Source organism: Streptomyces sp. DG2A-72 (genome assembly GCF_030499575.1).
Classification (GTDB): Bacteria; Actinomycetota; Actinomycetes; order Streptomycetales; family Streptomycetaceae; genus Streptomyces.
Genome location: NZ_JASTLC010000001.1, coordinates 9,299,492 through 9,326,370 on the forward strand (window position 1 = coordinate 9,299,492; position 26,879 = coordinate 9,326,370).

The window sequence follows — 26,879 nt, forward strand, 5'->3', positions numbered from 1 at the left end:
GATGTCCAACGAGCAGAAGCTGCGTGACTACCTCAAGCGGGTGACGACCGACCTGGCCGAGACCCGCCGCCGTCTCGGACAGGCCGAGGCCGCTCGGCACGAGCCCATCGCGATCGTCGGGATGGCGTGCCGGTACCCGGGTGGTGTCGAATCGCCGGAGGATCTGTGGGAGCTGGTCGCCGAGGGCAGGGACGCGATCGACGTCATGCCCGGCGACCGCGGCTGGGACGTGGACACCCTCTACGACCCGGACCCGTCGAGCACCGGCAAGACGTACTCCCGTGAGGGCGGCTTCCTGCGGAACGCGGCCGAGTTCGACCCGGCGTTCTTCGGGATCTCGCCGCGCGAGGCGCTCGCGATGGACCCGCAGCAGCGGCTGCTGCTGGAGACGGCGTGGGAGGCGTTCGAGCGCGCGGGCATCGACCCGGCCACCCTGCGCGGCAGCCGTACGGGCGTCTTCGCGGGCGTCATGTACCACGACTACGGCGCGCGCTTCGGCACGGGCGCGGGTGCGGTCGCGCTGCCGGAGGGCGTCGAGGGCTACGTCGGCAACGGCAGCGCGGGCAGCATCGCGACCGGCCGTGTCGCCTACACCTTCGGCCTGGAGGGCCCGGCGGTGACCGTGGACACCGCCTGCTCGTCGTCCCTGGTCGCGCTCCACCTCGCCATCCAGGCACTGCGGCAGGGGGAGTGCAGCCTGGCCCTCGCGGGAGGTGTCACCGTGATGGCGACGCCGGACACGTTCGTCGAGTTCAGCCGGCAGCGGGGGCTCGCTCCCGACGGCCGGTGCAAGGCGTTCGCGGCGGGCGCGGACGGCACCGGGTGGGCCGAGGGCGCGGGCATGCTGCTCGTGGAGCGGCTGTCCGACGCCGAGCGGCTGGGCCACCCGATCCTTGCGGTGGTGCGGGGCAGCGCGGTCAACCAGGACGGTGCGTCCAACGGTCTTACGGCGCCTCATGGGCCGTCCCAGCAGCGGGTGATCCGGCAGGCGCTCGCCGCCGCGAGTCTGACGCCCGCGCAGGTCGACGTGGTCGAGGGACACGGCACGGGCACCACGCTGGGTGACCCGATCGAGGTGCAGGCGCTCCAGGCGACGTACGGGCAGGGACGTACCGACGAACGGCCGCTGTGGCTGGGGTCGTTGAAGTCCAACATCGGGCACGCGCAGGCGGCGGCCGGTGTCGGCGGGATCATCAAGATGGTGATGGCGCTGCGGGCCGGTGTGCTGCCGCGCACCCTGCACGTGGACGAACCGTCGCACCAGGTCGACTGGTCGGCCGGTGCGGTACGGCTGCTCACCGATCCGACGCCGTGGCCCGAGACCCGGGAACCGCGCCGGGCGGCGGTGTCGTCGTTCGGCGTCAGCGGCACCAACGCGCACGTGATCATCGAGCAGGCGCCGGAGCCGGCAACCGAGGCGGACAGTGACGAGACGCCTGTCGTCAGCCCCGCCCTCCTCCCCTGGCCGGTCTCCGCGCGCAGCGCCGACGCGGTGCGCGCCCAGGCGGCCCGGCTGTACGCGCACCTGCTCGCCCACCCCGATCTCACCGCCGCCGACGTCGCGTACTCGCTCGGCGCCACCCGTTCCGCGCTCCCTACCCGTTTCGTCGCGTTCGGCACCGACCGCGACGAACTCCTCGACGCCGTCGCACGGTTCGCCACGGGCGCCGAGGGCGTGACGGGCACGGCGACGCCGGGTGCGACCGCGTTCCTGTTCTCCGGGCAGGGTTCGCAGTGGGCCGGCATGGGGCGCGAACTCCGCGACCGGTTCCCGCGGTTCCGGCAGGCCCTCGACGCGGTGTGCGCCGTACTCGACCCGCTGCTCGAACGGCCGCTGCGCGAGGTGATGTTCGCCGCGCCGGGCACCGCGGAGGCCGCGGCGCTCGACACCACCGGCTGCACCCAGCCCGCAGTCTTCGCCCTGGAAGTCGCCCTCTTCCGGCTCCTGGAGTCATGGGGCATACGGCCAGACGTGCTCGCCGGGCACTCCGTCGGCGAGATCGCCGCCGCCCATGTCTCCGGGGTCCTCTCCCTGGAGGACGCCTGCACGCTGGTCGCCGCGCGCGGCCGGCTCATGCAGCGACTTCCGTCCGGCGGCACCATGGTCGCCGTCGAGGCCGGCGCCGACGAGGTCCTGCCGCTGCTCGCCGGACACGAGCACGAGGTCGGCCTGGCCGCCGTCAACGCACCCGGCGCGGTCGTCCTCTCCGGCGCGGACGCGGCCGTACGGGAGATCGTCGACGTCCTCACGGAACGCGGCCGCCGCACCAGGCGGCTCCGGGTCAGCCACGCGTTCCACTCGCCGCTGATGGAGCCGATGTTCGACGGGTTCCGGCGCACCCTTGAGGGCGTCACCTTCCACGAGCCGGGCATCCCGATCGTGTCGACCGTCACCGGCGCCACCGACCCGGAGGAGATGCGGACGGCCGACTACTGGGTCACCCATGTCCGCGCCACAGTCCGTTTCGCCGACGCCGTCACCGCCCTCCACGCGCAAGGCGTCGGCCGCTGGGTCGAGGTCGGCCCGTCGGCGGCACTGCTGCCGATGGTCCAGCAGACCCTGGACGCGATGGACGGGCCGGTGGGTCCGGAGGGTGGCGGTGGGGCCGACGTGGCCGCCCCCGGCGGTCCGGCCGTCGTCGCCGTGCTCCGCCGCGCCGAACCGGAGGAGAAAGCCCTGCTCACCGCCGTGTCCCGGCTGCACGCGGCCGGTACGTCCGTCGACTGGGCGGCCGTCCTCGAAGGGCTCGGCGCGCAACGGGTGGACCTGCCCACCTACGCCTTCCAGCGGCAGCGGTACTGGCTCGACGTCCCCGCCGGCACAGGCGACATGAGCGCGGCCGGACTCGGCGCCGCCCACCATCCGCTGCTCGGCGCGTCCGTCGCCCTCGCGGAGGGCGACGGCGTCCTGCTCACCGGCCGGCTGTCCCCGGCGGCCCAGCCCTGGCTGGCCGACCACGCCGTGGGCGGGGTGACACTCGTGCCGGGCGCGGCCCTGGTGGAGCTGGCGCTGCGCGCCGGTGACGAGGCCGGCTGCGGTCGCGTCGACGACCTCACCCTCGAAGCGCCGCTGGTCCTGCCAGCCGACGGCGCGGTGCAGGTCCAGGTCACCGTCGGGGCGCCCGACGAACGCGGGGCGCGCCCCGTCCACGTGTACTCCCGGCCGCAGCCCGACCCGCAGCACGCTCGGAGCGCCGACACCGGCTGGACCCGCCACGCCACCGGCCTCCTCACCCCGGGCACACCCGCCCCGCCCCCGTCGGACGACTTCACCGTCTGGCCGCCGCACGCCGCCGAACCGGTCGGCGTCGAGGGCTTCTACGAGGGCCTCGCGGACCGCGGCTACGACTACGGCCCCGCCTTCCAGGGCCTCCTGCGCGCCTGGCGACGCGGAGAGGAACTGTTCGCCGAGGTCGCCCTGCCCGAACAGCAGACATCCGGCGTCGGCGGGTTCGGCCTTCACCCGGCCCTCCTCGACGCCGCCCTCCACCCGATCGGCCTGACCTCCCTCGTCGCCGACGGCGCCACGCGGCTGCCGTTCGCCTGGTCCGGCGTCTCCCTGTACGCGGTCGGCGCCACGGCACTGCGGGTGCGGATCACACCGGCCGGCCCCGACAGCTTCTCCGTGACCGCGGCCGACCCGACGGGCGCGCCGGTGGCCGCCGTCGAGTCGCTGAACGTGCGCGAGATGTCGCGCGAGCAGGTGATCGCGGCGATGGGCGCGGCGGCTGCGGGGACCGGCGCCGACTCGTTGTTCGAGGTGGAGTGGGTTTCCGCGGTCGGCGGTGGCTCGGCGGAGGCCGGGGCGTGGGCGGTGCTGGGTGCCGATGGTGGGCTTCTGGCCGATGGCGGTGTCGCGTTCGCGGATGTGGAGGCGCTGCTGGCTTCTGGGTCGGCTGTTCCTGGCACGGTGGTGTTGGAGTGTGCGCCCGTTGAGGGTGGTTCGGTGCCGGATGCCGTGCGGGGTCGGCTGGCGGATGTACTCGGGTTGGTGCAGCGGTGGGTCACTGATGAGCGGCTGGCGTCGTCGCGGTTGGTTGTGGTGACGCGGGGTGCGGTGGGTGTGTCGGTTGGTGAGGCTGTGGATGTGCGGACCGCGCCGGTGTGGGGTCTGGTGCGTGCGGCTCAGTCGGAGCATCCGGGTCGGTTCGTGGTGGGGGATCTTCCGGTGGGTGCGGGCGTGGAGGAGTTGTCTGCCGGGCTGGCGTCGGGTGAGGTGCAATGGGCGGTGCGGGACGGGGTGGTTCACGTGCCGCGGCTGGTGCGGGCGCAGGTCGAGGCCGACGGGGCTGCGGGGTTCGGGGATGGTCCGGTGCTGGTCACGGGTGCGTCTGGTGCGCTGGGTGGTGTCGTCGCCCGGCACTTGGTGGCGGTGCATGGTGTGCGGGAGTTGGTGCTGCTGAGCCGCCGGGGTCTCGCCGCCGGCGGTATGGACGTACTGCGTGATGAACTCACCGACCAGGGTGCGACCGTAGAGGTGCTGGCCTGCGATGCGGCCGACCGGGACGCGTTGGCGCAGGTCCTCGACGGCCGTCGGCTCACCGCCGTGATCCATGCGGCGGGTGTGCTGGACGACGGTGTGCTGGAGTCCCTGGACGCGGCCCGTTTCGACACCGTCCTGCGTCCGAAGGTGGACGCCGTCTGGAATCTGCACGAGCTCACGCGTGACCGCGAGCTGTCGGCGTTCGTGGTGTTCTCGTCGGCTGCCGGTGTGTTCGGCAACGCGGGTCAGGCCAACTACGCGGCGGCGAACGTCTTTCTGGACGCCCTTGCCCAGAGCCGGCGTGCCGAGGGGCTCCCCGGGCTGTCGCTGGCCTGGGGGCTGTGGGCCGGGGCGAGCGCGATGACGTCCGGGCTGGGTGAGTCGGACCGGCAGCGGATCGCGCGGCTCGGTGCGGAGGCGCTGGGTGAGGCGGAAGGGTTGGCGCTGCTCGACCGGGCGCTCGGCGAGGGCGCCGCGGGTCTGCTCGTACCGGTGCGACTCAGCCGTCCCGCGCTGCGTGCCCAGGCCCAGGCGGGCACCCTGCCCGCGCTGCTGCGGACACTGGTGCCCGCGACGGAGCGACGTCAGGCCTCGGCCGGGGCGGCGGGTGCGGTCGCGGGCGGTGGCGGACTGGCCGACCGTCTGGCCGGCCTGTCGCCGGCCGAACGGGAGGAACACGTCCAGGACTTGGTACGTCGAGAGGTCGCCGGCGTCCTGGGCCACGCCACCCTGGACGCCATCCAGGCCACGCAGTCCTTCAAGGAGCTGGGCTTCGACTCGCTGACTGCGGTGGAGTTGCGTAATCGGCTCACCGCTACCACCGGTCTGCGGTTGTCCGCCACCCTGGTGTTCGACTACCCGACGTCCGCTGCCCTGGCCGATCATGTGCTGACGCAGGTCGTCGGCGAGGCCGGCCAGGTCGCGACCGCCCTCGTGTCCGCCGCGGCCGGCGCCGAGGACCCCATCGTGATCGTCGGGATGGGCTGCCGCTACCCGGGTGAGGTCATGACGCCCGAGGACCTGTGGGACCTCGTCCTGTCCGGCGGCGACTCTGTGTCCGAGTTTCCCTCCGACCGCGGCTGGGACCTGGAGAACGTCTACCACCCCGACCCCGACCACCCCGGCACCACCTACTCCCGCGAGGGCGGCTTCCTGCACCGCGCCGCCGACTTCGACCCGGCGTTCTTCGGGATCTCCCCGCGTGAGGCGTTGGCCATGGACCCGCAGCAGCGGTTGCTGTTGGAGACGGCGTGGGAGGCGTTCGAGCGGGCCGGCATCGACCCCGCGACGCTGCGGGGGAGTCGGACGGGTGTGTTCGCGGGGGTGATGTACCACGATTACGCGTCGCGGCTGCGGGAGGTGCCGGGGCATCTTGAGGGGCTGATGGGGACGGGTAATGCGACGAGTGTGGTTGCGGGGCGTCTGTCGTACACGTTCGGGCTTGAGGGTCCTTCGGTGAGTGTTGATACGGCGTGTTCGTCGTCGCTGGTTGCTCTTCATCTTGCTGTGCAGGCGTTGCGTGCGGGTGAGTGTGAGATGGCGCTTGCGGGTGGGGTGACGGTGATGGCGACGCCGGAGGCGTTTGTGAATTTCAGTCGTCAGCGGGGGCTGGCGGTGGATGGTCGGTGTAAGGCGTTCGGTGCGGGTGCGGACGGCACGGGGTGGGCTGAGGGTGCGGGGATGTTGCTGGTGGAGCGGTTGTCCGACGCCGAGCGGCTGGGGCATCGGGTGCTGGCGGTGGTGCGGGGCAGCGCGGTCAACCAGGACGGTGCGTCCAACGGTCTTACGGCGCCCAACGGGCCGTCTCAGCAGCGGGTGATCCGGCAGGCGCTCGCCGTTGCGGGACTGGGGCCCGGGCAGGTCGACGCGGTGGAGGCTCATGGCACGGGCACGACTCTCGGTGACCCGATCGAGGCGCAGGCGCTCCAGGCGACGTACGGGCAGGAGCGGCCGGTCGAACGGCCGCTGTGGCTGGGGTCGTTGAAGTCGAACATCGGGCATGCGCAGGCGGCGGCCGGTGTAGGGGGCGTCATCAAGATGGTGATGGCGCTGCGTGAGGGCGTCCTTCCCCGGACCCTGCACGCCGACGAATCCTCCCCGCACATCGACTGGTCGGCGGGGCAGGTACGGCTGCTCAGCGAGCAGACCGCCTGGCCCGAGACCGGGCAGCCGCGGCGGGCGGCGGTGTCGTCGTTCGGGTTCAGCGGCACCAACGCCCACGTGATCATTGAGCAGGCCCCCGAGCCTGCCGAGCGGGCGGAGGCCGAGCCTTGGGACGGGGGCGCCCTGCCGTGGGTTCTGTCGGCGGCCTCCCCGCAGGGCCTGCGCGCCCAGGCGGAGCGGCTGCGGTCGTACGTCGCCGAGCGGCCCGAACTGCGGCCGGTGGACGTGGCGTTCTCCCTCGCCACCACCCGGAGCGTGCTGGAACACCGGGCCGTGGTGGTGGGGGCCGAGCCGAGTGAACTCGCCGAGGGGCTGGGTTGCTTGGCGGAGGTCGGCTCGGTGGCCGGTGGGCGTACCGGGTTCCTGTTCACGGGGCAGGGGGCTCAGCGGCTGGGCATGGGGCGGGAGTTGTACGACGCCTACCCCGCGTTCCGGGACGCGCTGGACGATGCCTGTGCGGTGCTTGATCCGTTGCTGTCGCGTCCGTTGCGGGAGGTGATGTGGGGTGAGGACGCGGAGGCTCTTTCGCGGACGGAGTTCACGCAGTCGGCGTTGTTCGCGGTGGAGGTGGCGCTGTTCCGGTTGCTGGAGTCGTGGGGGATCCGGCCGGATGCGGTGGCCGGGCACTCGATCGGTGAGATCGCCGCCGCGCATGTGACCGGGGTGCTCTCCCTGGCGGACGCGTGTGCGCTGGTTGCTGCGCGGGGCCGGTTGATGCAGGCGTTGCCCGCTGGTGGCGTGATGGTCGCGGTGCAGGCGGGCGAGGACGAGGTGCTGGCCCTGCTGGCGGAGGTGTCCGACCGGGCCGGTGTCGCCGCCGTCAACGCCCCTGAAGCGGTGGTGATCTCCGGTGCCGAGGCGGAGGTCGAGCAGGTCGCTGCCGTGCTCGCCGCCCAGGGCAGGCGGGTCAAGCGGCTCGCAGTGAGTCACGCCTTCCACTCCCCGTTGATGGAGCCGATGCTGGAGGACTTCCGGGCCGTCGTGGAGGGGTTGACCTTCCGCGACGTGCCGTCGGTGCCGTTCGTGTCGACCGTCACCGGCGCGGTTGTGGGCGCGGAGATCGCTGACCCCTCTTACTGGGTGCGGCATGTCCGGGAGGCCGTCCGGTTCGCGGACGGGCTGCGGGCGCTGCACGGGCTGGGTGTGCGGCGGTTCGTGGAGGTCGGCCCGGACGCCGTTCTGACCGGGCTCGTCGAGCAGACCCTGGAGACCGACGTGGCGGCCGTGGCCGTACTGCGCCGTGATCAGGCCGATGTGCGGGCGCTGATGTCGGCGGTGGGCCGGCTGCACCTGGCCGGGGTTCCCGTCGACTGGTCGGCGGCGCTGCCCGGTGGGCGGCGCGTGGACCTGCCGACGTACGCCTTCCAGCACGAGCGGTACTGGCTGGAGGAATCGGCCGGCGTCGGTGACGTCACCGCGGCCGGGCTGCGAGGTGCGGGGCATCCGCTGCTCGGGGCGGCGATGGAGCTGGCCGGGTCCGACCGGACGGTGTTCTCGGGCCGGGTGTCGGTCGCCTCGCACGGGTGGCTGGCGGATCACGCTGTGGGCGGTGTGGTGCTGGTACCGGGCGCCGCGCTGGTGGAGCTGGCGCTGCGCACCGGAGACGGGGTGGGCTGCGGGCGGTTGGAGGAGCTGACCCTCCAGGCGCCGCTGGTCCTGCCGGAGACCGGTGCCGTGCAGCTCCAGGTCTCCGTGGGCGAGGCGGACGTCGAAGGCCGCCGTCCCGTCGAGATCCACTCGCGTCCCCACGACCCGACCGGTGCCGTGACCGCCGAGTGGACCGCGCACGCGGACGGCGTCCTGGCGGCGGCCGACGCCGCTCCCGACAAGCACGACGCGCCCTGGCCGCCCGCCGGGGCCACGTCTGTCGACGTCTCCGACGTGTACGACGCGCTCGCCGACAAGGGCCTGGTCTACGGCCCGGCGTTCCGCGGACTGCGGGCAGCGTGGCGGCTCGACGACGAGGTGTTCGCCGAGGTCGCGCTGCCGGAGGAGGCTGCGGAGACGGCCGACGCGTTCGGGCTGCACCCTGCGCTGCTCGATGCCGCCCTGCACGCGATCGGGCTGCTGCCGCTCGCCGACGGCGAGGGGACGCGGCTGCCGTTCGCTTGGTCCGGGGTGACCCTGCACGCGGTGGGCGCGACGACGCTGCGGGTACGCATCGCGCCGGACGGACGCGGGGGCGTGACCGCGGACCTCTTCGACGAAGCCGGACTGCCGGTCGCCGGGGTCGAGTCGCTGAGCCTGCGGGAGGTGTCGCGGGAACAGCTGGCCGCGGCGGCTTCGACAGCGGGGGACGAGTCGCTGTTCCGGTTGGAGTGGGGGCCGGCGGTGGGTGGCTCGGCGGATGCCGGGACGTGGGCGGTGCTCGGAGACGGCCCTCTGGCCGATGGCGGTGTCGCGTTCGCGGATGTGGAGGCGCTGCTGGCTTCTGGGTCGGCTGTTCCTGGCACGGTGGTGTTGGAGTGTGCGCCCGTTGAGGGTGGTTCGGTGCCGGATGCCGTGCGGGGTCGGCTGGCGGATGTACTCGGGTTGGTGCAGCGGTGGGTCACTGATGAGCGGCTGGCGTCGTCGCGGTTGGTTGTGGTGACGCGGGGTGCGGTGGGTGTGTCGGTTGGTGAGGCTGTGGATGTGCGGGTGGCGCCGGTGTGGGGTCTGGTGCGTGCGGCTCAGTCGGAGCATCCGGGTCGGTTCGTGGTGGGGGATCTTCCGGTGGGTGCGGGCGTGGAGGAGTTGTCTGCCGGGCTGGCGTCGGGTGAGGTGCAATGGGCGGTGCGGGACGGGGTGGTTCACGTGCCGCGGCTGGTGCGGGCGCAGGTCGAGGCCGACGGGGCTGCGGGGTTCGGGGATGGTCCGGTGCTGGTCACGGGTGCGTCTGGTGCGCTGGGTGGTGTCGTCGCCCGGCACTTGGTGGCGGTGCATGGTGTGCGGGAGTTGGTGCTGCTGAGCCGCCGGGGTCTCGCCGCCGGCGGTATGGACGTACTGCGTGATGAGCTCGCCGATCAGGGTGCGACCGTAGAGGTGCTGGCTTGCGATGCGGCCGACCGGGATGCTTTGGCGCAGGTACTGGACGGTCGTGAGTTGACTGCCGTGATCCATGCGGCGGGTGTGCTGGACGACGGTGTGCTGGAGTCCCTGGACGCGTCTCGCTTCGACAGGGTGCTGCGTCCGAAGGTGGACGCCGTCTGGAATCTGCACGAGCTCACGCGTGACCGCGAGCTGTCGGCGTTCGTGGTGGTCTCGTCGGCTGCCGGTGTGTTCGGCAACGCGGGTCAGGCCAACTACGCGGCGGCGAACGTCTTTCTGGACGCCCTTGCCCAGAGCCGGCGTGCCGAGGGGCTCCCCGGGCTGTCGCTGGCCTGGGGGCTGTGGGCCGGGGCGAGCGCGATGACGTCCGGGCTGGGTGAGTCGGACCGGCAGCGGATCGCGCGGCTCGGTGCGGAGGCGCTGGGTGAGGCGGAAGGGTTGGCGCTGCTCGACCGGGCGGTGGCCGACGACGAAGGCGGCCTGCTGGTCCCCGTACGGCTCAACCTCCCCGCCCTCCGCACGCTCGCCGAATCCGGACGGCTGCCCGCGCTACTCGGCGGACTCGTCCGCACCCGGCCCCGGCGTGCGGCCGAGACGACGGTGGGCAGCGGCGTCGGCCTGCGCGAACGACTGGCGGGCATGAACGAGGCCGAAGCCGAACGGCACCTGATCCACCTGGTGCGCAGCGAGGTCGCCGCCGTCCTCGGACACGCGTCGCCGGACGTCGTGGGCGCGAAGAGGTCGTTCACCGAGCTGGGCTTCGACTCGCTGACCGCGGTGGAACTGCGCAACCGCCTCACCGCGGCCACGGGCCTGCGCCTGCCCGCCACGCTCATCTTCGACTACCCGAACTCCACCCTGCTCGCCGAACAGATCCGGCTGGAAATCGTGCCGGAAGGGGCCGCCGCAGAGCAGGACGACCCCGAGGAGAAAGCCTTCCGCGAGGCCGTCTCCGCCATCCCCATGTCCCGGTTCCGCGAGGCCGGCCTGCTGGACCGGGTACTGCAACTCGCCGATCCGGAGGGGCAGCAAAAGACCGCCGCGGGAGGGGAAGAGACGGAATCCATCGACGAGATGGACGTCGACAACCTGATTCGCATGGCACTCGACGGCAAAGACTCCTGACCCACCTCGTAATCCGGAGCACATCATGGCAACGCCCAACGAAAAGGTCGTCGAAGCACTTCGCGCCTCACTCAAGGAAACGGAGCTGCTGCGCCAGCAGAACAACGCCCTGCGCGCTGCCTCCAGCGAGCCGATTGCGATTGTGGGGATGGGGTGTCGTTTTCCGGGGGGTGTGGTTTCTCCGGAGGGGTTGTGGGAGGTGGTGTTGTCGGGTGCGGATGTGATTTCGGATTTCCCGTCGGACCGTGGCTGGGACGTGGAGGGGCTGTACGACCCTGATCCGGATCGTCCTGGGAAGACGTACGGGCGTCGGGGCGGTTTCCTGGACGCGGTGGCGGATTTCGATGCCGGGTTCTTCGGGATTTCGCCGCGTGAGGCGTTGGCGATGGATCCGCAGCAGCGGTTGCTGTTGGAGACGGCGTGGGAGGCGTTCGAGCGGGCCGGTATCGATCCGGCGACGCTGCGGGGGAGTCGGACGGGTGTGTTCGCGGGGGTGATGTACCACGATTACGCGTCGCGGCTGCGGGAGGTGCCGGGGCATCTTGAGGGGCTGATGGGGACGGGTAATGCGACGAGTGTGGTTGCGGGGCGTCTGTCGTACACGTTCGGGCTTGAGGGTCCTTCGGTGAGTGTTGATACGGCGTGTTCGTCGTCGCTGGTTGCTCTTCATCTTGCTGTGCAGGCGTTGCGTGCGGGTGAGTGTGAGATGGCGCTTGCGGGTGGGGTGACGGTGATGGCGACGCCGGAGGCGTTTGTGAATTTCAGTCGTCAGCGGGGGCTGGCGGTGGATGGTCGGTGTAAGGCGTTCGGTGCGGGTGCGGACGGCACGGGGTGGGCTGAGGGTGCGGGGATGTTGCTGGTGGAGCGGTTGTCCGACGCCGAGCGGCTGGGGCATCGGGTGCTGGCGGTGGTGCGGGGCAGCGCGGTCAACCAGGACGGTGCGTCCAACGGTCTTACGGCGCCCAACGGGCCGTCTCAGCAGCGGGTGATCCGGCAGGCGCTGGCCGCCGCTGGTCTCACCCCGGCCGGCATCGACGCGGTGGAGGCCCATGGCACGGGTACCTCGTTGGGTGACCCGATCGAGGTGCAGGCGCTCCAGGCGACGTACGGGCAGGAGCGGCCGGTCGAACGGCCGCTGTGGCTGGGGTCGTTGAAGTCGAACATCGGGCATGCGCAGGCGGCGGCCGGTGTTGGCGGGATCATCAAGATGGTGATGGCGCTGCGGGCCGGTGTCCTTCCCCGGACTCTGCACGCCGACGAGCCCTCCCCGCATATCGACTGGTCGGCGGGGCAGGTGCGGCTGCTCAGCGAGCAGACCGTCTGGCCCGAGACCGGGCAGCCGCGTCGGGCGGCGGTGTCGTCGTTCGGGTTCAGCGGCACCAACGCCCACGTGATCATCGAGCAGGCCCCCGAGCCCGCAGAGCCTGCCGAGGTCGGGCCCTCGGACGGGGATGTGGTGCCGTGGGTGGTCTCGGGCGCCTCGTCGGAGGGGCGGCGGGCGCAGGGGGAGCGGCTACGGTCGTATCTCGCCGAGCGGCCCGAACTCAGGCCCGTGGACGTGGCGTTCTCCCTCGCGACGACGCGCAGCGCGCTGGAGCACCGGGCTGTCGTCGTGGGCGCCGATCGGAACGAACTTCTCGACGGCCTCGGTGAGTTGTCCCTCACCGGCCCTGTGGCGGAGGGCATGTCCGCCTTCCTGTTCACGGGGCAGGGTGCTCAGCGGTTGGGCATGGGGCGGGAGTTGTACGACGCCTTCCCTGTGTTCCGCGAAGCGCTGGATGACGTGTGCGCTGGTCTTGATCCGTTGCTGTCGCGTCCGTTGCGGGAGGTGATGTGGGGTGAGGACGCGGAGGCTCTTTCGCGGACGGAGTTCACGCAGTCGGCGTTGTTCGCGGTGGAGGTGGCGCTGTTCCGGTTGCTGGAGTCGTGGGGGATCCGGCCGGATGCGGTGGCCGGGCACTCGATCGGTGAGATCGCCGCCGCGCATGTGACCGGGGTGCTCTCCCTGGCGGACGCGTGTGCGCTGGTTGCTGCGCGGGGCCGGTTGATGCAGGCGTTGCCCGCTGGTGGCGTGATGGTCGCGGTGCAGGCGGGCGAGGACGAGGTGCTGGCCCTGCTGGCGGAGGTGTCCGACCGGGCCGGTGTCGCCGCCGTCAACGCCCCTGAAGCGGTGGTGATCTCCGGTGCCGAGGCGGAGGTCGAGCAGGTCGCTGCCGTGCTCGCCGCCCAGGGCAGGCGGGTCAAGCGGCTCGCAGTGAGTCACGCCTTCCACTCCCCGTTGATGGAGCCGATGCTGGAGGACTTCCGGGCCGTCGTGGAGGGGTTGACCTTCCGCGACGTGCCGTCGGTGCCGTTCGTGTCGACCGTCACCGGCGCGGTTGTGGGCGCGGAGATCGCTGACCCCTCGTACTGGGTGCGGCATGTCCGGGAGGCCGTCCGGTTCGCGGACGGGCTGCGGGCGCTGCACGCCTTCGGAGCCAGGCGGTTCGTCGAGATAGGCCCGGACGCTGTCCTGACCGGGCTTGTCGAGCAGACTCTCGAGACGGACGCCGTGGCCGTACTGCGGCGGCGGGTGCCCGAGGTGCGGGCGGCGGTCGAGGCGGCCGGTGGCTTCTTCGTGCGGGGTGGTTCGGTCGACTGGTCGGCGTTGCTGGCCGGTGGGCGGCGCGTCGACCTGCCGACGTACGCCTTCCAGCACGAGCGGTACTGGCTGGACGCCCCCGTCGGCGTCGGTGATGTCACGGCCGTCGGTCTGAGCGCGGCGCGGCATCCGCTGCTGGGCGGTGCCATCACGCTCGCCGACCGCTCGGGCGTGCTGCTCACCGGGCGGCTGTCGCCGGCGACCCACGCCTGGTTGGCGGACCACGCGGTTCACGGCACCGTCCTCGTGCCCGGCACCGCGCTGGTCGAGCTGGCGCTGCGGGCCGGTGAGGAGGTCGGCTGCGACACCATCGAGGAGCTGACCCTCCAGGCGCCGCTGGTGCTCCCGGCGACCGGCGCCGGCGCCGTCCAGGTGCAGATCGTCGTCGGTGAACCGGACGCCCGGAACCTGCGCCCGGTCGACGTTTACGCCCGCATCGAGGACGACACGGTCGACGCCTCCTGGACCTGCCACGCCACCGGCCTCATCGCCCCCGGCACCAGGACCCCGGAGGAGGCCGCCGACTTCGCCGTCTGGCCGCCGCGCGACGCGGAACCGGTCGACATCGGCGGCTTCTACGACGCGATGGCCTACCGCGGCTACGACTACGGGCCCGTCTTCCGGGGCCTGCGCAGCGTCTGGCGGCGCGGCGACGAGGTGTTCGCCGAGATCGCGCTGCCGGCGGAAGCGGCCGACACGGCCCGGGAGTTCGGGGTGCACCCCGCCCTACTGGACTCCGCCCTGCACGCCGCCGCGGCGGCGGCCGACGAGCGGGTTGACGGCGCCCGCGTCCCCTTCTCCTGGCGCCGCGTCGCGCTGTACGCGGCGGGTGCCACGGCCCTTCGGGTCCACCTCACCCCCGCCGGAGAGAGCCTCGCCCTTCGCGCGGCGGACACGGAGGGCCAGTTGGTAGCCTCCGTGGAGTCGCTGGTATTCCGCGAGGTGAGCCGGGAGCAGATGGCCGCCTCCCAGGGCGCCGACTCCCTGTTCCGGACGGAGTGGGTGCCGGCGCAGGCGACTTCGAACGCGACCGACGAGGCTTGGGCGGTGCTCGGCGACGGGCTCCTGGCCGAGGGCGGTCGGGCGTTCGCCGACGTCGATGCGCTGCTGGCTTCTGGGTCGGCTGTTCCTGGCACGGTGGTGTTGGAGTGTGCGCCCGTTGAGGGTGGTTCGGTGCCGGATGCCGTGCGGGGTCGGCTGGCGGATGTACTCGGGCTGGTGCAGCGGTGGGTCACTGACGAGCGGCTGGCGTCGTCGCGGCTGGTCGTGGTGACCCGGGGTGCTGTGGCCGTGTTGGGTGACGAGCCGGTGGATGTGCGGGTGGCGCCGGTGTGGGGTCTGGTGCGTGCGGCTCAGGCCGAGCATCCGGACCGGTTCGTGCTGGCGGATCTTCCGGTGGACGTCGGTGCCGATGCGCTGGCGGCCGGGCTGGCCTGCGGTGAGGCGCAGTGGGCCGTCCGGGACGGTGCCGTACGCGTCCCGCGCCTGACCCGTGTGCAGGCTGCTGTCCCCGGTGTCCCGGCGTTCGGGGATGGTCCGGTGCTGGTCACGGGTGCGTCTGGTGCGCTGGGTGGTGTCGTCGCCCGGCACTTGGTGGCGGTGCATGGTGTGCGGGAGTTGGTGCTGCTGAGCCGCCGGGGTCTCGCCGCCGGCGGTATGGACGTACTGCGTGATGAACTCACCGACCAGGGTGCGACTGTCGAGGTGCTGGCCTGCGATGCGGCCGACCGGGACGCGTTGGCGCAGGTCCTCGACGGCCGTCGGCTCACCGCCGTGATCCATGCGGCGGGTGTGCTGGACGACGGTGTGCTGGAGTCCCTGGACGCGTCTCGCTTCGACAGGGTGCTGCGGCCGAAGGTGGACGCGGCCTGGAACCTGCACGAACTGACCCGTGACCTGGACCTGGACGCCTTCGTGGTGTTCTCGTCGGCTGCCGGTGTGTTCGGCAACGCGGGTCAGGCCAACTACGCGGCGGCGAACGTGTTCCTGGACGCCCTTGCCCAGAGCCGGCGTGCCGAGGGGCTCCCCGGGCTGTCGCTGGCCTGGGGGCTGTGGGCCGACGACAGTGCCATGACCGCCGGGCTCGCCGAGGCGGACGTGCGGCGGCTGTCGCGTTCGGGGGCCGGTGCGCTGTCGGTCGAGGAGGGGCTCGCGCTCCTCGACACCGCCGCCACGGCCGACCACGACGGCCTGCTGATCCCCGTACGCCTCGACCTCGCCGCCCTGCGCTCCGCCGACGCCGTACCCGAGCGAGTGCCGCCGATCTTGCGCGGACTCCTGCCCACCCCGGCCCGGACCCGACGCAGGGCCGTAGGCGCCGCGACCGGCGCGGCGGCCGATGGTGGTGAACTCGCCCGTACGCTCGCCGCGTTGGACGCCCCGGCGCGCGCGGCCCATGTACTGGACCTGATCCGGTCGGCCGTCGCGACGGTGCTCGGGCACGCCTCGCCAGACACGGTCGAGCCCGAGAAGTCGTTCCGAGACCTCGGCTTCGACTCGCTGACTGCGGTGGAGTTGCGTAATCGGCTCACCGCTACCACCGGTCTGCGGTTGTCCGCCACCCTGGTGTTCGACTACCCGACGTCCGCTGCCCTGGCCGATCATGTGCTGACGCAGGTCGTCGGCGAGGCCGGCCAGGTCGCGACCGCCCTCGTGTCCGCCGCGGCCGGCGCCGAGGACCCCATCGTGATCGTCGGGATGGGCTGCCGCTACCCGGGTGAGGTCATGACGCCCGAGGACCTGTGGGACCTCGTCCTGTCCGGCGGCGACTCTGTGTCCGAGTTTCCCTCCGACCGCGGCTGGGACCTGGAGAACGTCTACCACCCCGACCCCGACCACCCCGGCACCACCTACTCCCGCGAGGGCGGCTTCCTGCACCGCGCCGCCGACTTCGACCCGGCGTTCTTCGGGATCTCCCCGCGTGAGGCGCTGGCCATGGACCCGCAGCAACGGCTGCTGTTGGAGACGGCGTGGGAGGCGTTCGAGCGGGCCGGTATCGATCCGGCGACGCTGCGGGGCAGCCGGACGGGTGTGTTCGCGGGGGTGATGTACCACGATTACGCGTCGCGGCTGCGGGAGGTGCCCGGCCACATGGAGGGTCTGATGGGCACCGGCACGGCCGCCAGTGTGGTCTCCGGCAGACTGTCGTACACGTTCGGGCTGGAGGGCCCGGCGGTGACCGTCGACACGGCCTGCTCGTCGTCGCTGGTCGCGCTGCACCTCGCTGTGCAGGCGTTGCGTGCGGGTGAGTGTGAGATGGCGCTCGCCGGTGGGGTGACGGTGATGGCGACGCCGGGCGCGTTCATCAACTTCAGTCGGCACCGCGGACTTTCGCCCGACGGTCGGTGCAAGGCGTTCGGTGCGGGTGCGGACGGCACGGGGTGGGCTGAGGGTGCGGGGATGCTGCTGGTGGAGCGGTTGTCCGACGCCCAGCGGCTGGGCCACCCGATCCTGGCGGTCGTGCGGGGCAGCGCGGTCAACCAGGACGGTGCGTCCAACGGTCTTACGGCGCCCAACGGTCCCTCCCAGCAGCGGGTGATCCGGCAGGCGCTGGCCGCCGCTGGTCTCACCCCGGCCGGCATTGACGCGGTGGAGGCCCATGGCACGGGTACCTCGTTGGGTGACCCGATCGAGGTGCAGGCGCTCCAGGCGACGTACGGGCAGGGGCGGTCGGTCGAACGGCCGCTGTGGCTGGGGTCGTTGAAGTCGAACATCGGGCATGCGCAGGCGGCGGCCGGTGTAGGGGGCGTCATCAAGATGGTGATGGCGCTGCGTGAGGGCGTCCTTCCCCGGACCCTGCACGCCGACGAATCCTCCCCGCATATCGACTGGTCGGCGGGGCAGGTGCGGCTGCTCAGCGAGCAGACCGTCTGGCCCGAGACCGGACAGGCGCGGCGGGCGGCGGTGTCGTCGTTCGGGTTCAGCGGCACCAACGCCCACGTGATCATTGAGCAGGCCCCCGAGCCTGCCGAGCCGACCGACACCAGGCCTTGGGACGGGGGCGCCCTGCCGTGGGTTCTGTCGGCGGCCTCCCCGCAGGGCCTGCGCGCCCAGGCGGAGCGGCTGCGGTCGTACGTCGCCGAGCGGCCCGAACTGCGGCCGGTGGACGTGGCGTTCTCCCTCGCTACCACCCGGAGCGTGCTGGAACACCGGGCTCTCGTCGTCGGCGCCGACCGCGACGGCCTCCTCACCGCCCTCGACACCCCGACGGAGACCACCGACACCCCGACCGGCCGCACCGCCTTCCTGTTCACGGGGCAGGGTGCTCAGCGGTTGGGCATGGGGCGGGAGTTGTACGACGCCTACCCCGCGTTCCGGGACGCGCTGGACGATGCCTGTGCGGTGCTTGATCCGTTGCTGTCGCGTCCGTTGCGGGAGGTGATGTGGGGTGAGGACGCGGAGGCTCTTTCGCGGACGGAGTTCACGCAGTCGGCGTTGTTCGCGGTGGAGGTGGCGTTGTTCCGGTTGCTGGAGTCGTGGGGGATCCGGCCGGATGCGGTGGCCGGGCACTCGATCGGTGAGATCGCCGCCGCGCATGTGACCGGGGTGCTCTCCCTGGCGGACGCGTGTGCGCTGGTTGCTGCGCGGGGCCGGTTGATGCAGGCGTTGCCCGCTGGTGGCGTGATGGTCGCGGTGCAGGCGGGCGAGGACGAGGTGCTGGCCCTGCTGGCGGAGGTGTCCGACCGGGCCGGTGTCGCCGCCGTCAACGCCCCTGAAGCGGTGGTGATCTCCGGTGCCGAGGCGGAGGTCGAGCAGGTCGCCGGCGCCTTGGCCGCCCAGGGCAGGCGGGTCAAGCGGCTCGCAGTGAGTCACGCCTTCCACTCCCCGTTGATGGAGCCGATGCTGGAGGACTTCCGGGCCGTCGTGGAGGGACTGACCTTCCATTCCCCTGCGCTGCCCGTCGTGTCGACCCTCACCGGGGCCGCCGTGTCGGGCGAGATGGGCGCCGCCGACTACTGGGTCTCCCACGTCCGTGCGACCGTCCGCTTCGCCGACGGGGTGCGCGCCCTGCACGCCCTGGGCGTGCGGAACTTCGTGGAGGTCGGTCCGGACGGCGTGCTGACCGGGCTCGTCGAACAGGCCCTGGAGACGGACGTGGCCGCCGTGGCCGTACTGCGTCGCGATCAGGCCGATGCGCGGGCGCTCATGTCCGCGGTGGGCCGGCTGCACCTGGCCGGGGTCCCCGTCGACTGGCCGGCGGTGCTGCCCGGCGCCCGGCGCGTCGAACTGCCCACGTACGCCTTCCAGCACGAGCGCTATTGGCTGGACCCGGAGGAGTTGGAGGCGGCCGACGGCACGGTGGCTCCGGTCACGTCCCAGGACAGTGCAGAGATGCCGGACACCGACGCCCGTTTCTGGCTGGCCGTGGCCGATGAGGACCTGGGCTCGCTGGCGGCCCTGCTGGGGGTCGACGGCGAGACGGGCGGCGCGCGGGAACGCGCGGCGGTCGAGGCGGCGTTGCCGGTCCTCGCGTCGTGGCTGAGGCGTAGGCGGGCCGACGCCCCCGCGCCGCACTATCGCGTCGGCTGGACCGCCGTGGCCCGGCGTCCGGACGACGCTACGGCACGGCTGCGGGGCACCTGGCTGCTGGCCGTACCGGCGCGGCTCGGTGCCGAGGACGCCCTGGTGACGCGCCTCGCCTCGGCGCTGGGAGCCGCGGGAGCCGACGTACGGGTCGTCGCCGGTGACCCGGAGGCAGCGTCGCACGACGACCTCGCCGCCGAAGTGTCGTCCCTGGCGGCGGACGGCGGTGATCTCGCCGGTGTCCTGTCGCTGCTCGGCCTCATGTCGGCGGACGGCCCCGGGGCCGCTCGGGAGGCGGCCGCCGGCACGCTGGCACTGCTGCGTGCCCTGTCCGGCGCCGGTGCGTCCGTGCCCGTGTGGTCCCTGACCGCGGGGGCCGTGTCGACGGGCGGCTCGGAGCGGGTGACCGCGCCCGCCCAGGCCGTGCTGTGGGGCCTCGGCCGGCTGCTCGCGGAGGACACCGAAGCGCGCTGGGCCGGTGTCGTCGACGTACCAGCCCGGTGCGGTGACCGTGTGCTGAGGCGGCTGACCGAGGTGCTGGCGGCCCCGGCCGAGGAGACCGAGCTGGCCGTGCGTGACGCGGGTGTGTTCGCCCGGCGACTCCTGAAGGCGGCCGGTGCGGCCGACGGCCCGGCCACGGCCACGGCACTCGCGCCGCGCGGCACGCTCCTGGTGAGCGGCGGCATCGACACCTGGCGGGACCGCGTGGCCCGCCGTCTGCTGGCCTCCGGTGCGGCGCACGTCCTTGTGGCCACCGCGCCGGACGAGCCGGAGCCGGCGGGCACGCCGGAACCCGCCGTGGACGGGATCACCCACGTCGTCTGCGACGTCTCCGACCGCCCTGCGTTGGCCCACCTCGTCGCATCGCTGGCCGACGGGCCCGACGGGCGTCCCCTGGGCGGCGTGGTGCACGCCCCGCGCGTCGCCGCGGCCGACGGCCCGCTGGACAAGGCGCTCGACGAAGTCCTGGGCGCCGAACTCCCCGCTCTGACAGGACTTTCCGGCACCGCGGACCCGGTCGCCCTGTTCCTCGCCGTGGACGTGGACGCCCTGGTCGGCGCCCCGGACACCGGTGCCGTCGCGGCGCTGGCCGGCTGGTGGGAGGCCGTGGTCCGGGAACGGGCCGCCGACCGGGCGCCGGTACGGCTGATCGCCGCCGACCCCGATGGGCTCGACCTCGCCGTGCTGGACCGGGCCCTGGAGCGGGAGGACGGGCTGCTGGTCGTCACGGGACGGGACTGGGCGCAGTACGCCGGCACTCGCGCGGACACTCGCGGCAGGCGCCTCCTGGAGGGTCTCCCCGAGGCGCGGGCGGCGCTCACCGCGGCGTCCCCCGCAGGGGAGGCGGGGGAGTCCGGCCGGCTGGCCGGGGTCGACGGCCCCGAGTCGCTGCGCCGCGTCCTCGCCGCAGGGGACGCCGGCCAGCGGCTGGAGACGCTGGTGGAGCTGGTGCGCGGGCAGGTCGCCGTCGTCCTCGGGCACGCGTCGGCCGACGCCGTCTCCGCCGACGGCGACTTCATGGACCTGGGGTTCGCCTCGCTCACCGCGGTCGAGTTCGGGCACCGCCTCACCGCGATCACCGGGCTGAAACTGCCCACCACCCTGATCTACGACCACCTCAACCCGGTCGAGCTCGCCGAGTACCTCGCGGACGAACTCGCCCCCGAACTCACCGCCGCCTGACGGCACGGCCGGCGCCACCCCTTTGATCCGACAGAAAGTGGGACCCGATGACCTCCGCAGTGGACACCGGAGTCTGGATACGCCGTTACCGGCCCGCCCCCGACGCGGGCGTGCGACTGCTGTGCCTGCCGCACGCCGGCGGCGCGGCCAGCTACTACGTGCCCGTGGCCGCCGCGCTCGCGCCCGCCGCCGACGTGCTCGCCGTGCAGTACCCGGGGCGTCAGGACCGCCGCTCCGAGGAACCCCTCGCAGACCTGCGGGAGTTGGCGGACCGGGTCGCCGACGCGGTCCGTGACGGCGACGAGCGGCCCCTCGCGGTGTTCGGCCACAGCATGGGGGCGCTCCTCGGCTACGAGGTGGCACTCCGGCTGGAAGAGTCCGGACGCGGCCCGGTGGCACTGTTCGCGTCGGGGCGGCGCGCCCCGAGCGCGGTCAGGCCCAGCGAGGACATGCACAAGCACACCGACAGCGCCCTGCTGGACGGGGTGCGCCGGCTCAGCGGCACCGACGCTCAGGTCTTCGAGGACGAGGAGCTGGTGCGGATGGTGCTGCCCGCGATCCGCGCCGACTACCACGCAGTGGAGACGTACGAGCTGCGTCCCGGCGACCGCGTGCGCTGCCCGGTGACCGTGCTGACGGGCGACGACGACCCCATGACGACGGTGGAGGAGGCCCGCGCCTGGTCCGCCCACACCGAGGGCCCCACCGACCTCCACGTCTTCCCCGGCGGGCACTTCTATCTCAACGACTGCGCGGCGGAAGTCCTCGCCGTCATCCGGGCCCACTTGGGGTTGTGACACGCCGACGAGGCCGGGCCGGCCCCCCGTGGGGAACCCGCCCGGCCTCGTCGTGGGTCCGCGGCCGGTGCCTCAGACGAGGGCGGCCGGACGGTACGACGCCGTGTAGCGGACCAGGAGCCGTTCGAGGTACGCGGGCCCGCCGGCCGGGGCATGATCGCCGACGTGGTGGCGCAGCCGGTCGACGCGGACCGTGGTGCGCCCGCCCCGGTCGCCGGCGTCCACCACGTCCCAGCGTGCCGTCCGCCCCAACTGCCGCTCCACACCGCGCACGATGTCCTCGACGGCGTACGGCGTCCCCGCGGCCACGTTCAGCACCTCCCGACGCGTGCCCGAGGCGAGCAGCGCGTCCAGGCAGGCGACGACATCGGCGACGTCGACCAGGTCGCGGTGGGCACCCGCGAAGACGCGGACCTCGCCGGAGGCGATCTGCGCGACCAGCGCGGGCAGCAGCTGGTGCGGGCGCTGGTGGCTGCCCACGACGTGGCTGAGCCGCAGCACCAGCCAGGAGGCGTCCGAGTCGGCCAGATCCTGCGCCAACCGCCGTTCCAGGTCCAGCTTGTGGCGTCCGTACGGGGTGACGGGCGCCGCGGACTCCTCCCCTGCGGGGGTGTCGCAGGTGCCGTAGAGGGCCTGGGACGCCGTGGAGAGGAACACCAGCGTGCGGCCCTCGGCCCCGCAACGGCGGGCGGTGTCCCGCACCAGGGCGGCCTCCCGTGCGAGGGCGTCCGGCGAGGCGACTGCCGTGCTCGACACCCCGGCGGCCAGCACGGTCACGTCCTCGTGTGCCCCCGCGAGGGCGGACAGATGGCGGGCGAGGAACCCGCGTCCGACGATCTCCACCGCACTCACCACCCCTTCCCGTGCGCGATCGCGGCGACGGATGCCTCGGAAGCCGCCGAAGCGGCAGCGGCCGTCGAGGTGGTCGGCGGGTCACCGTGCGGCTTCTCGGCCCTCGTGGCGGCGTTCCGTACGTCGGCCAGGAGCCGGGCCAGTTCCACCGCGGCGGACGCGCCCCGCCGGGCCGTGTCCACGCCGCCCGGCAGGCCGAGCGCGGCGGCCGCGAACGCCCTTACGGTCGCCGTGACCTGGTCCTCGGCCGGGAGCCGCAGGACCCGCTCCTCCTGGCCGGTGCGCAGATGGACGACGGGTTCGTGGTCGGCGGGCGGGGTGAAGGCGCGGTCGAGGCGGATCCGGCCGTGGCTGCCCCACAGTTCGTACGACGACTCGTACGCGTGGCGCATGCCGAACGTCAGGTGGGCGGCGACCGGGCGGGGCGCGGACGGCGGGGTGCGCAGCAGGACGGCGCCGGCGATGTCGACGCCGTGGCGGGGGTCGTCGACGAGGGTGGCGTCCCCGACGCGCAGGCCCTCACCGAGGACGTGGGCGGCGAGGCGCAGCGGGTAGACGCCGGTGTCCGCGAGGGCGCCGCCGCCCAGGTCGGCACGGTGCCGGATGTCGTCGGCGGGCAGCTCCGGGATGGTGAACGTGGCGTTCACATGCCGGAGTTCGCCGATCGCGCCCTCGTCCAGCAGTGCGGTGATCCGGGCGTGGGCGCCGTGATGGACGAACATGACGTTCTCCATCAGCACCAGCGAGCGGGCGGCGGCCAGGTCGGCCAGCTCCGCCGCCTCCCCGGGGTTGCCGGTCAGTGGCTTCTCCACCAGCACGTGCTTGTCGGCGAGCAGCGCCCGGCGGGTCCAGTGGGCGTGCAAGGAGAACGGCGTCGGGATGTACACGGCGTCGACGTCGGTCCGGTCGAGCAGCGCGTCGTAGGGCGTGACGGCGGCGCAGCCGTACTCGGCGGCGAGGCCGTCGGCGCGGCCCGGCGCGCGGCCGGCGACGGCGGTGACGCGGGTCTCGGGCACGGCGGCGAACGCGGGCAGCATCCGGCGCCGGGCGATGGCCGCCGCGCCGAGCACCCCGATCCGGAGCGGGACGATGACCTTCTCCGCGCTGCCGGTCATGAGGGCCGGGCGACGGAACGCAGGCACGCGAGCAGGGTCCGCGCCTGGACGTTGACGCTGAGCCCGGCGCTGGTGAGCCGTTCCAGCTGGCGCGGGCTCAGCCAGGCGTACCCGGGCGGCAGGGGCTCGGCGGCGAGGGCGCCGTCGGCCTCGACGAGGAGGTAGCGGCTGACGGCGTTGCGGAACCGGCCGCCCTCCTCGGCGTGCACGGCGCTGTAGCGGACCCGGGCGGGCGGCGCGGCCAGCACCTCGTCGAGGTAGCGGGGACGCTTGTCCTCGGGGTAGTTGGCGGGGACGCACTGGACGGTGGGCGCCACCTCGACCACCAGGGGCAGGCCGCCCTCCATGCGGGCGTGCGCCAGGACGTGCGGCATGCCGTCGAACTCGTGGAGCAGGAACGCGGTGACGCCCTCGCCGTGCGGTTCGATCAGCGGCTGCGTCCAGCTCGGCACCTCACGGCTGCCGGCCTCCACGGCGACCGCGACGACGTCGAAGAAACGCCCGTCCTCGCGGGTGATCTCGCGCTCGGCGCGCCGCCAGCCGGGCAGCCCGCTCAGTGGGACCGTCTCGATCGTCCAGTCGTGGGTGGAGCGGTGCTCGGTGAGCCAGCTGAGGACTTCCGCGTCCGGGATGAACGCCAGCCGGCTGTCCGGCTGATCCGCGAGGGAGGGCAGGCAGGACAGCACGGTGCGGGAGTCCATGTTGACCGTGTTGTCCCGGCGGAGCAGTTCGTACAGCTGGCCCAGGGTGAGCCAGCAGAAGTCGGGGTGCGGGGGCACCTCGTCACGGGTCTCGACGATCATGTTGCGGTTGTGCTTGCGGTAGAACCACGAGCCGTGCTCGGACTGCAGCACGTCCGCCAGGACCCGGCCCCGGCACGGCCCGGCGAAGTACTCCACATACCTGACGGGCGCGCCGCGGTGCGCGCGCGTGTAGTTGCTGCGGGTCGCCTGCACGGTCGGCGACAGCTGCAGCAGATTCGGATTGCCGGGTTCCATCTTCGCCTGCATCAGAAAATGCAGAACACCGTCGATTTCCTTCGCCAGGATTCCGAGAATGCCGACCTCGGGCTGCCGGATGATCGGCTGATGCCATTCGGGGAAGGGCCCGGCCGTGGTGCGGACCCGCAGTCCTTCCACGGTGAAGAATCTGCCGGACTGGTGGACCAGGTTTCCGGTGGGCTGACGGAAATGCCAGCCCTTCAGTTCGGTGAAATCGATCCGCCGCACCCTGAAGGCGTGTTCGCGCCCACGCTCGGCCAGCCAGTCGGCGAACTCCGCGGTGGCCAACTGGACGCCCCGGTCGGTCACCCGCGCCGATCGGGCGAGCAGATCCGTCGTCCGCCGGTCCCAGCGCGGACCGGTCCGCGAGCCGGTCCGCTGGGGCTCCACGAGTGCCGCCGCCCGGTTCTGCGCGGTGGAGTCCACCGTCGCTGCACGTGTCGTCATTTCCGACAGCGTACGGACGCCGGGCCCCCCTATTGGCCCCCTAATATCCCCTGACAGAAAGCAGCGGACCGGAATTGTGCGGGGGTTTTCCGGGGTCGGCGTTCGGCAATCTTCTGCGACGGCCGTGGGCTTGCTAGTTTGCCGGATGTAATCGACTCGACTCGGCCGCCTCCGGCCGCGACGGCAGGAAAACGAATTGTTGAACGAAACGCAGAGTGCGCAGAATACGCACGGCGGGCAAGGGCCGCAGGGCATACGGGGTTCGCAGAGCGCGGTCGCGGGCACGCCCGGTGGCGCGGCGGACGACGCCACGTTCGCCGTCGGTCTGCTCGCCGAGGCGGCCCGGCTCACGGTGGCCGAGGAACGGTGGGCGGATCTCGAGGCACGGCGCGGCCGGCTCCTCGGCGCCGGCCGGGCGCTGGAGGCCCTCGACCTGGACGGGCAGCGGCTGCACCCCGCGTTCCGTCTCGAATGGAAGTGACACAGACGTGAACCCGATGGCAGAGACCGGGACCGGCACCGAAACGGCCGCTCCCGGTCACGAGTTGAGCGCGGTGGAGGCGGCGGCCCGCATCGCCGACGGCAGCCTGAACCCCGTCGACCTGGCCCAGCAGGTCCTCGCCCGCATCCGCGAGGCCGACCCAGAGGTGGGCGCGTACACCGTCGTCCTGGAGGAGTCGGTCCTCGACGAGGCCGAGCGGGCCGCCAAGCGCATCGCCCAGGAGGGCCCGCGCGGCCCGCTGGACGGGGTGCCCGTGTCGGTCAAGGACTTGTTCGACGTGGCCGGCACGCCCACCTGGGCCGGTTCGGCCGCGCTGCGCCGGGCCGGCGGGACATCGGCCGCCGCCGACGCCGCAGTGGTCGCGCGGCTGCGGTCGGCGGGGGCGCTTGTCCTCGGCAAGACGCAGATGGACGAGTTCGCGTTCGGCACCGTCACCCCGGGCACGCGCAACCCGCGCTGCCCCGAACGCTCCGCCGGCGGCTCCAGCGGCGGCGCCGCCGCGGCCGTCGCGGCCGGCATGGGCCCCCTCGCCCTCGGCAGCGACACCGGCGGCTCGGTGCGCATCCCGGCCGCCATGTGCGGGGTGGTCGGGCTGAAGCCCACGTACGGTGTGCTGCCGGGTGAGGGCGTGGCCCCGTTGTCCTGGTCGCTGGACACACCGGGCGTGCTGTCCCGCAGCGTGGCCGATGCGGCACTGGCGTTCGCGGCACTGACAGGAGCGGACACCGACGCGCACTCGGAGCCGGGGGCGGCGTCGGAGCCCGCCTCGGCGGAGGGTCTGACGCTCGCCGTCCCGGACGACGCGCTGTTCACGCGCTGCGCGCCGGACGTGGCGGAGCGCGTCGCCGCCGGGGTGGACCAGCTCGCCGCGCAGGGCGCACGCATCGTGCGGGTGAGCCTTCCGATGGCCGACCTGGTGTCGCCCGCCGTCGCGCTGATCATGGCCGCGGAGGCGAGCGCCCACCACCGCCGCGCCCTGCGGGACGGCGCCGAGCTGCACCCGACGACCCGCGACCGGCTGGAGGAGGGCGCGCTGGTCCCGGCCAGCGACTACATCGACGCGCTGCGCACCCGGCAGCTCCTGCACGCCAAGTGGCAGGAGGCGTTCGAGGGCGTCGACGCGTTCGTCCTGCCGACGGTTGCCATCACCCCGGTCGCGCACGGCGAGTTCTTCCTGCCGCAGCCCGACGGCGGCATGGACGTCGTCCCCGTCGCCAGCACCCGCTTCGCCCACCCGGCGAGCCTGACGGGCCTGCCCGCCCTCTCCGTGCCCTGCGGCTCCCCCGAGGATGGCCTCCCGGTCGGCCTGCAGTTCATGGGCCGTCCCCACGGCGAACAGACCCTCCTGCGCCTCGGCCGCCTCTACGAGCGCTTGACCGGCGGCCCCTGGCCGGTGGCCGAGGTGCCGGCCGGCGCCTGAACAGACTCCCGGCCGGACGGGACCCGGGCCGCCGCCGACCCGACCGCCCGGGCCGGACCGGCCCAGCGAAACCCGGTGGCCGCGCGCGGGGGCGCTGTGC

Annotated in this window: 8 protein-coding genes; 5 read left to right on the top strand and 3 right to left on the bottom strand. The window is 73.1% G+C overall.

Annotation, left to right across the window (positions count from 1 at the left end; all coding sequences use genetic code 11):
* Position 1 precedes the first annotated feature (1 nt).
* From QQY66_RS44050 to QQY66_RS44060, 3 genes are read left to right on the top strand one after another with little or no spacing between them, the layout of a single operon-like run.
* Positions 2–10,798, top strand: coding sequence for a type I polyketide synthase (locus QQY66_RS44050; protein ID WP_301986069.1), 10,797 nt, complete (start codon positions 2–4; stop codon positions 10,796–10,798).
* A 25-nt stretch (positions 10,799–10,823) separates the two neighbouring features.
* Positions 10,824–20,645, top strand: a complete 9,822-nt coding sequence (locus QQY66_RS44055) for a type I polyketide synthase (protein WP_301986070.1) — start codon at positions 10,824–10,826, stop codon at positions 20,643–20,645.
* A 47-nt stretch (positions 20,646–20,692) separates the two neighbouring features.
* Positions 20,693–21,442, top strand: a complete 750-nt coding sequence (locus QQY66_RS44060) for a thioesterase II family protein (protein ID WP_301986071.1) — start codon at positions 20,693–20,695, stop codon at positions 21,440–21,442.
* 72 nt (positions 21,443–21,514) lie between these two features.
* Here the strand turns inward: QQY66_RS44060 and QQY66_RS44065 are convergent, their stop codons facing one another.
* The 3 genes from QQY66_RS44065 to QQY66_RS44075 are packed head-to-tail and all read right to left on the bottom strand — an operon-like array spanning position 21,515 to position 24,857.
* Complete coding sequence (locus tag QQY66_RS44065) at positions 21,515–22,294, bottom strand: NAD(P)-dependent oxidoreductase (protein ID WP_301986072.1); 780 nt, start codon at positions 22,292–22,294, stop codon at positions 21,515–21,517.
* On the bottom strand, positions 22,291–23,436 hold the full coding sequence (locus QQY66_RS44070) for a Gfo/Idh/MocA family protein (protein WP_301986073.1): 1,146 nt from the start codon (positions 23,434–23,436) through the stop codon (positions 22,291–22,293). The genes QQY66_RS44065 and QQY66_RS44070 overlap by 4 nt, the downstream gene beginning before the upstream one ends.
* The gene (locus QQY66_RS44075; RefSeq protein ID WP_301986074.1) at positions 23,406–24,857 is read right to left on the bottom strand and encodes an NDP-hexose 2,3-dehydratase family protein; all 1,452 of its coding nucleotides are present in this window, start codon (positions 24,855–24,857) and stop codon (positions 23,406–23,408) included. Before QQY66_RS44075 ends, QQY66_RS44070 begins: the two co-directional genes overlap by 31 nt.
* 199 nt (positions 24,858–25,056) lie before the next feature.
* On the opposite strand from QQY66_RS44075, the gene QQY66_RS44080 reads away from it, so the two are divergent.
* Together QQY66_RS44080 and QQY66_RS44085 are read left to right on the top strand one after the other, a co-directional pair.
* Positions 25,057–25,338 carry a hypothetical protein gene (locus QQY66_RS44080; protein ID WP_301986075.1) on the top strand — a complete coding sequence of 94 codons (282 nt, stop codon included), beginning with the start codon at positions 25,057–25,059 and terminating at the stop codon, positions 25,336–25,338.
* A 16-nt stretch (positions 25,339–25,354) separates the two neighbouring features.
* Positions 25,355–26,779 (top strand): amidase, encoded by a 1,425-nt coding sequence (locus tag QQY66_RS44085; protein WP_301987699.1) that lies wholly within the window; start codon positions 25,355–25,357, stop codon positions 26,777–26,779.
* Positions 26,780–26,879 lie beyond the last annotated feature (100 nt).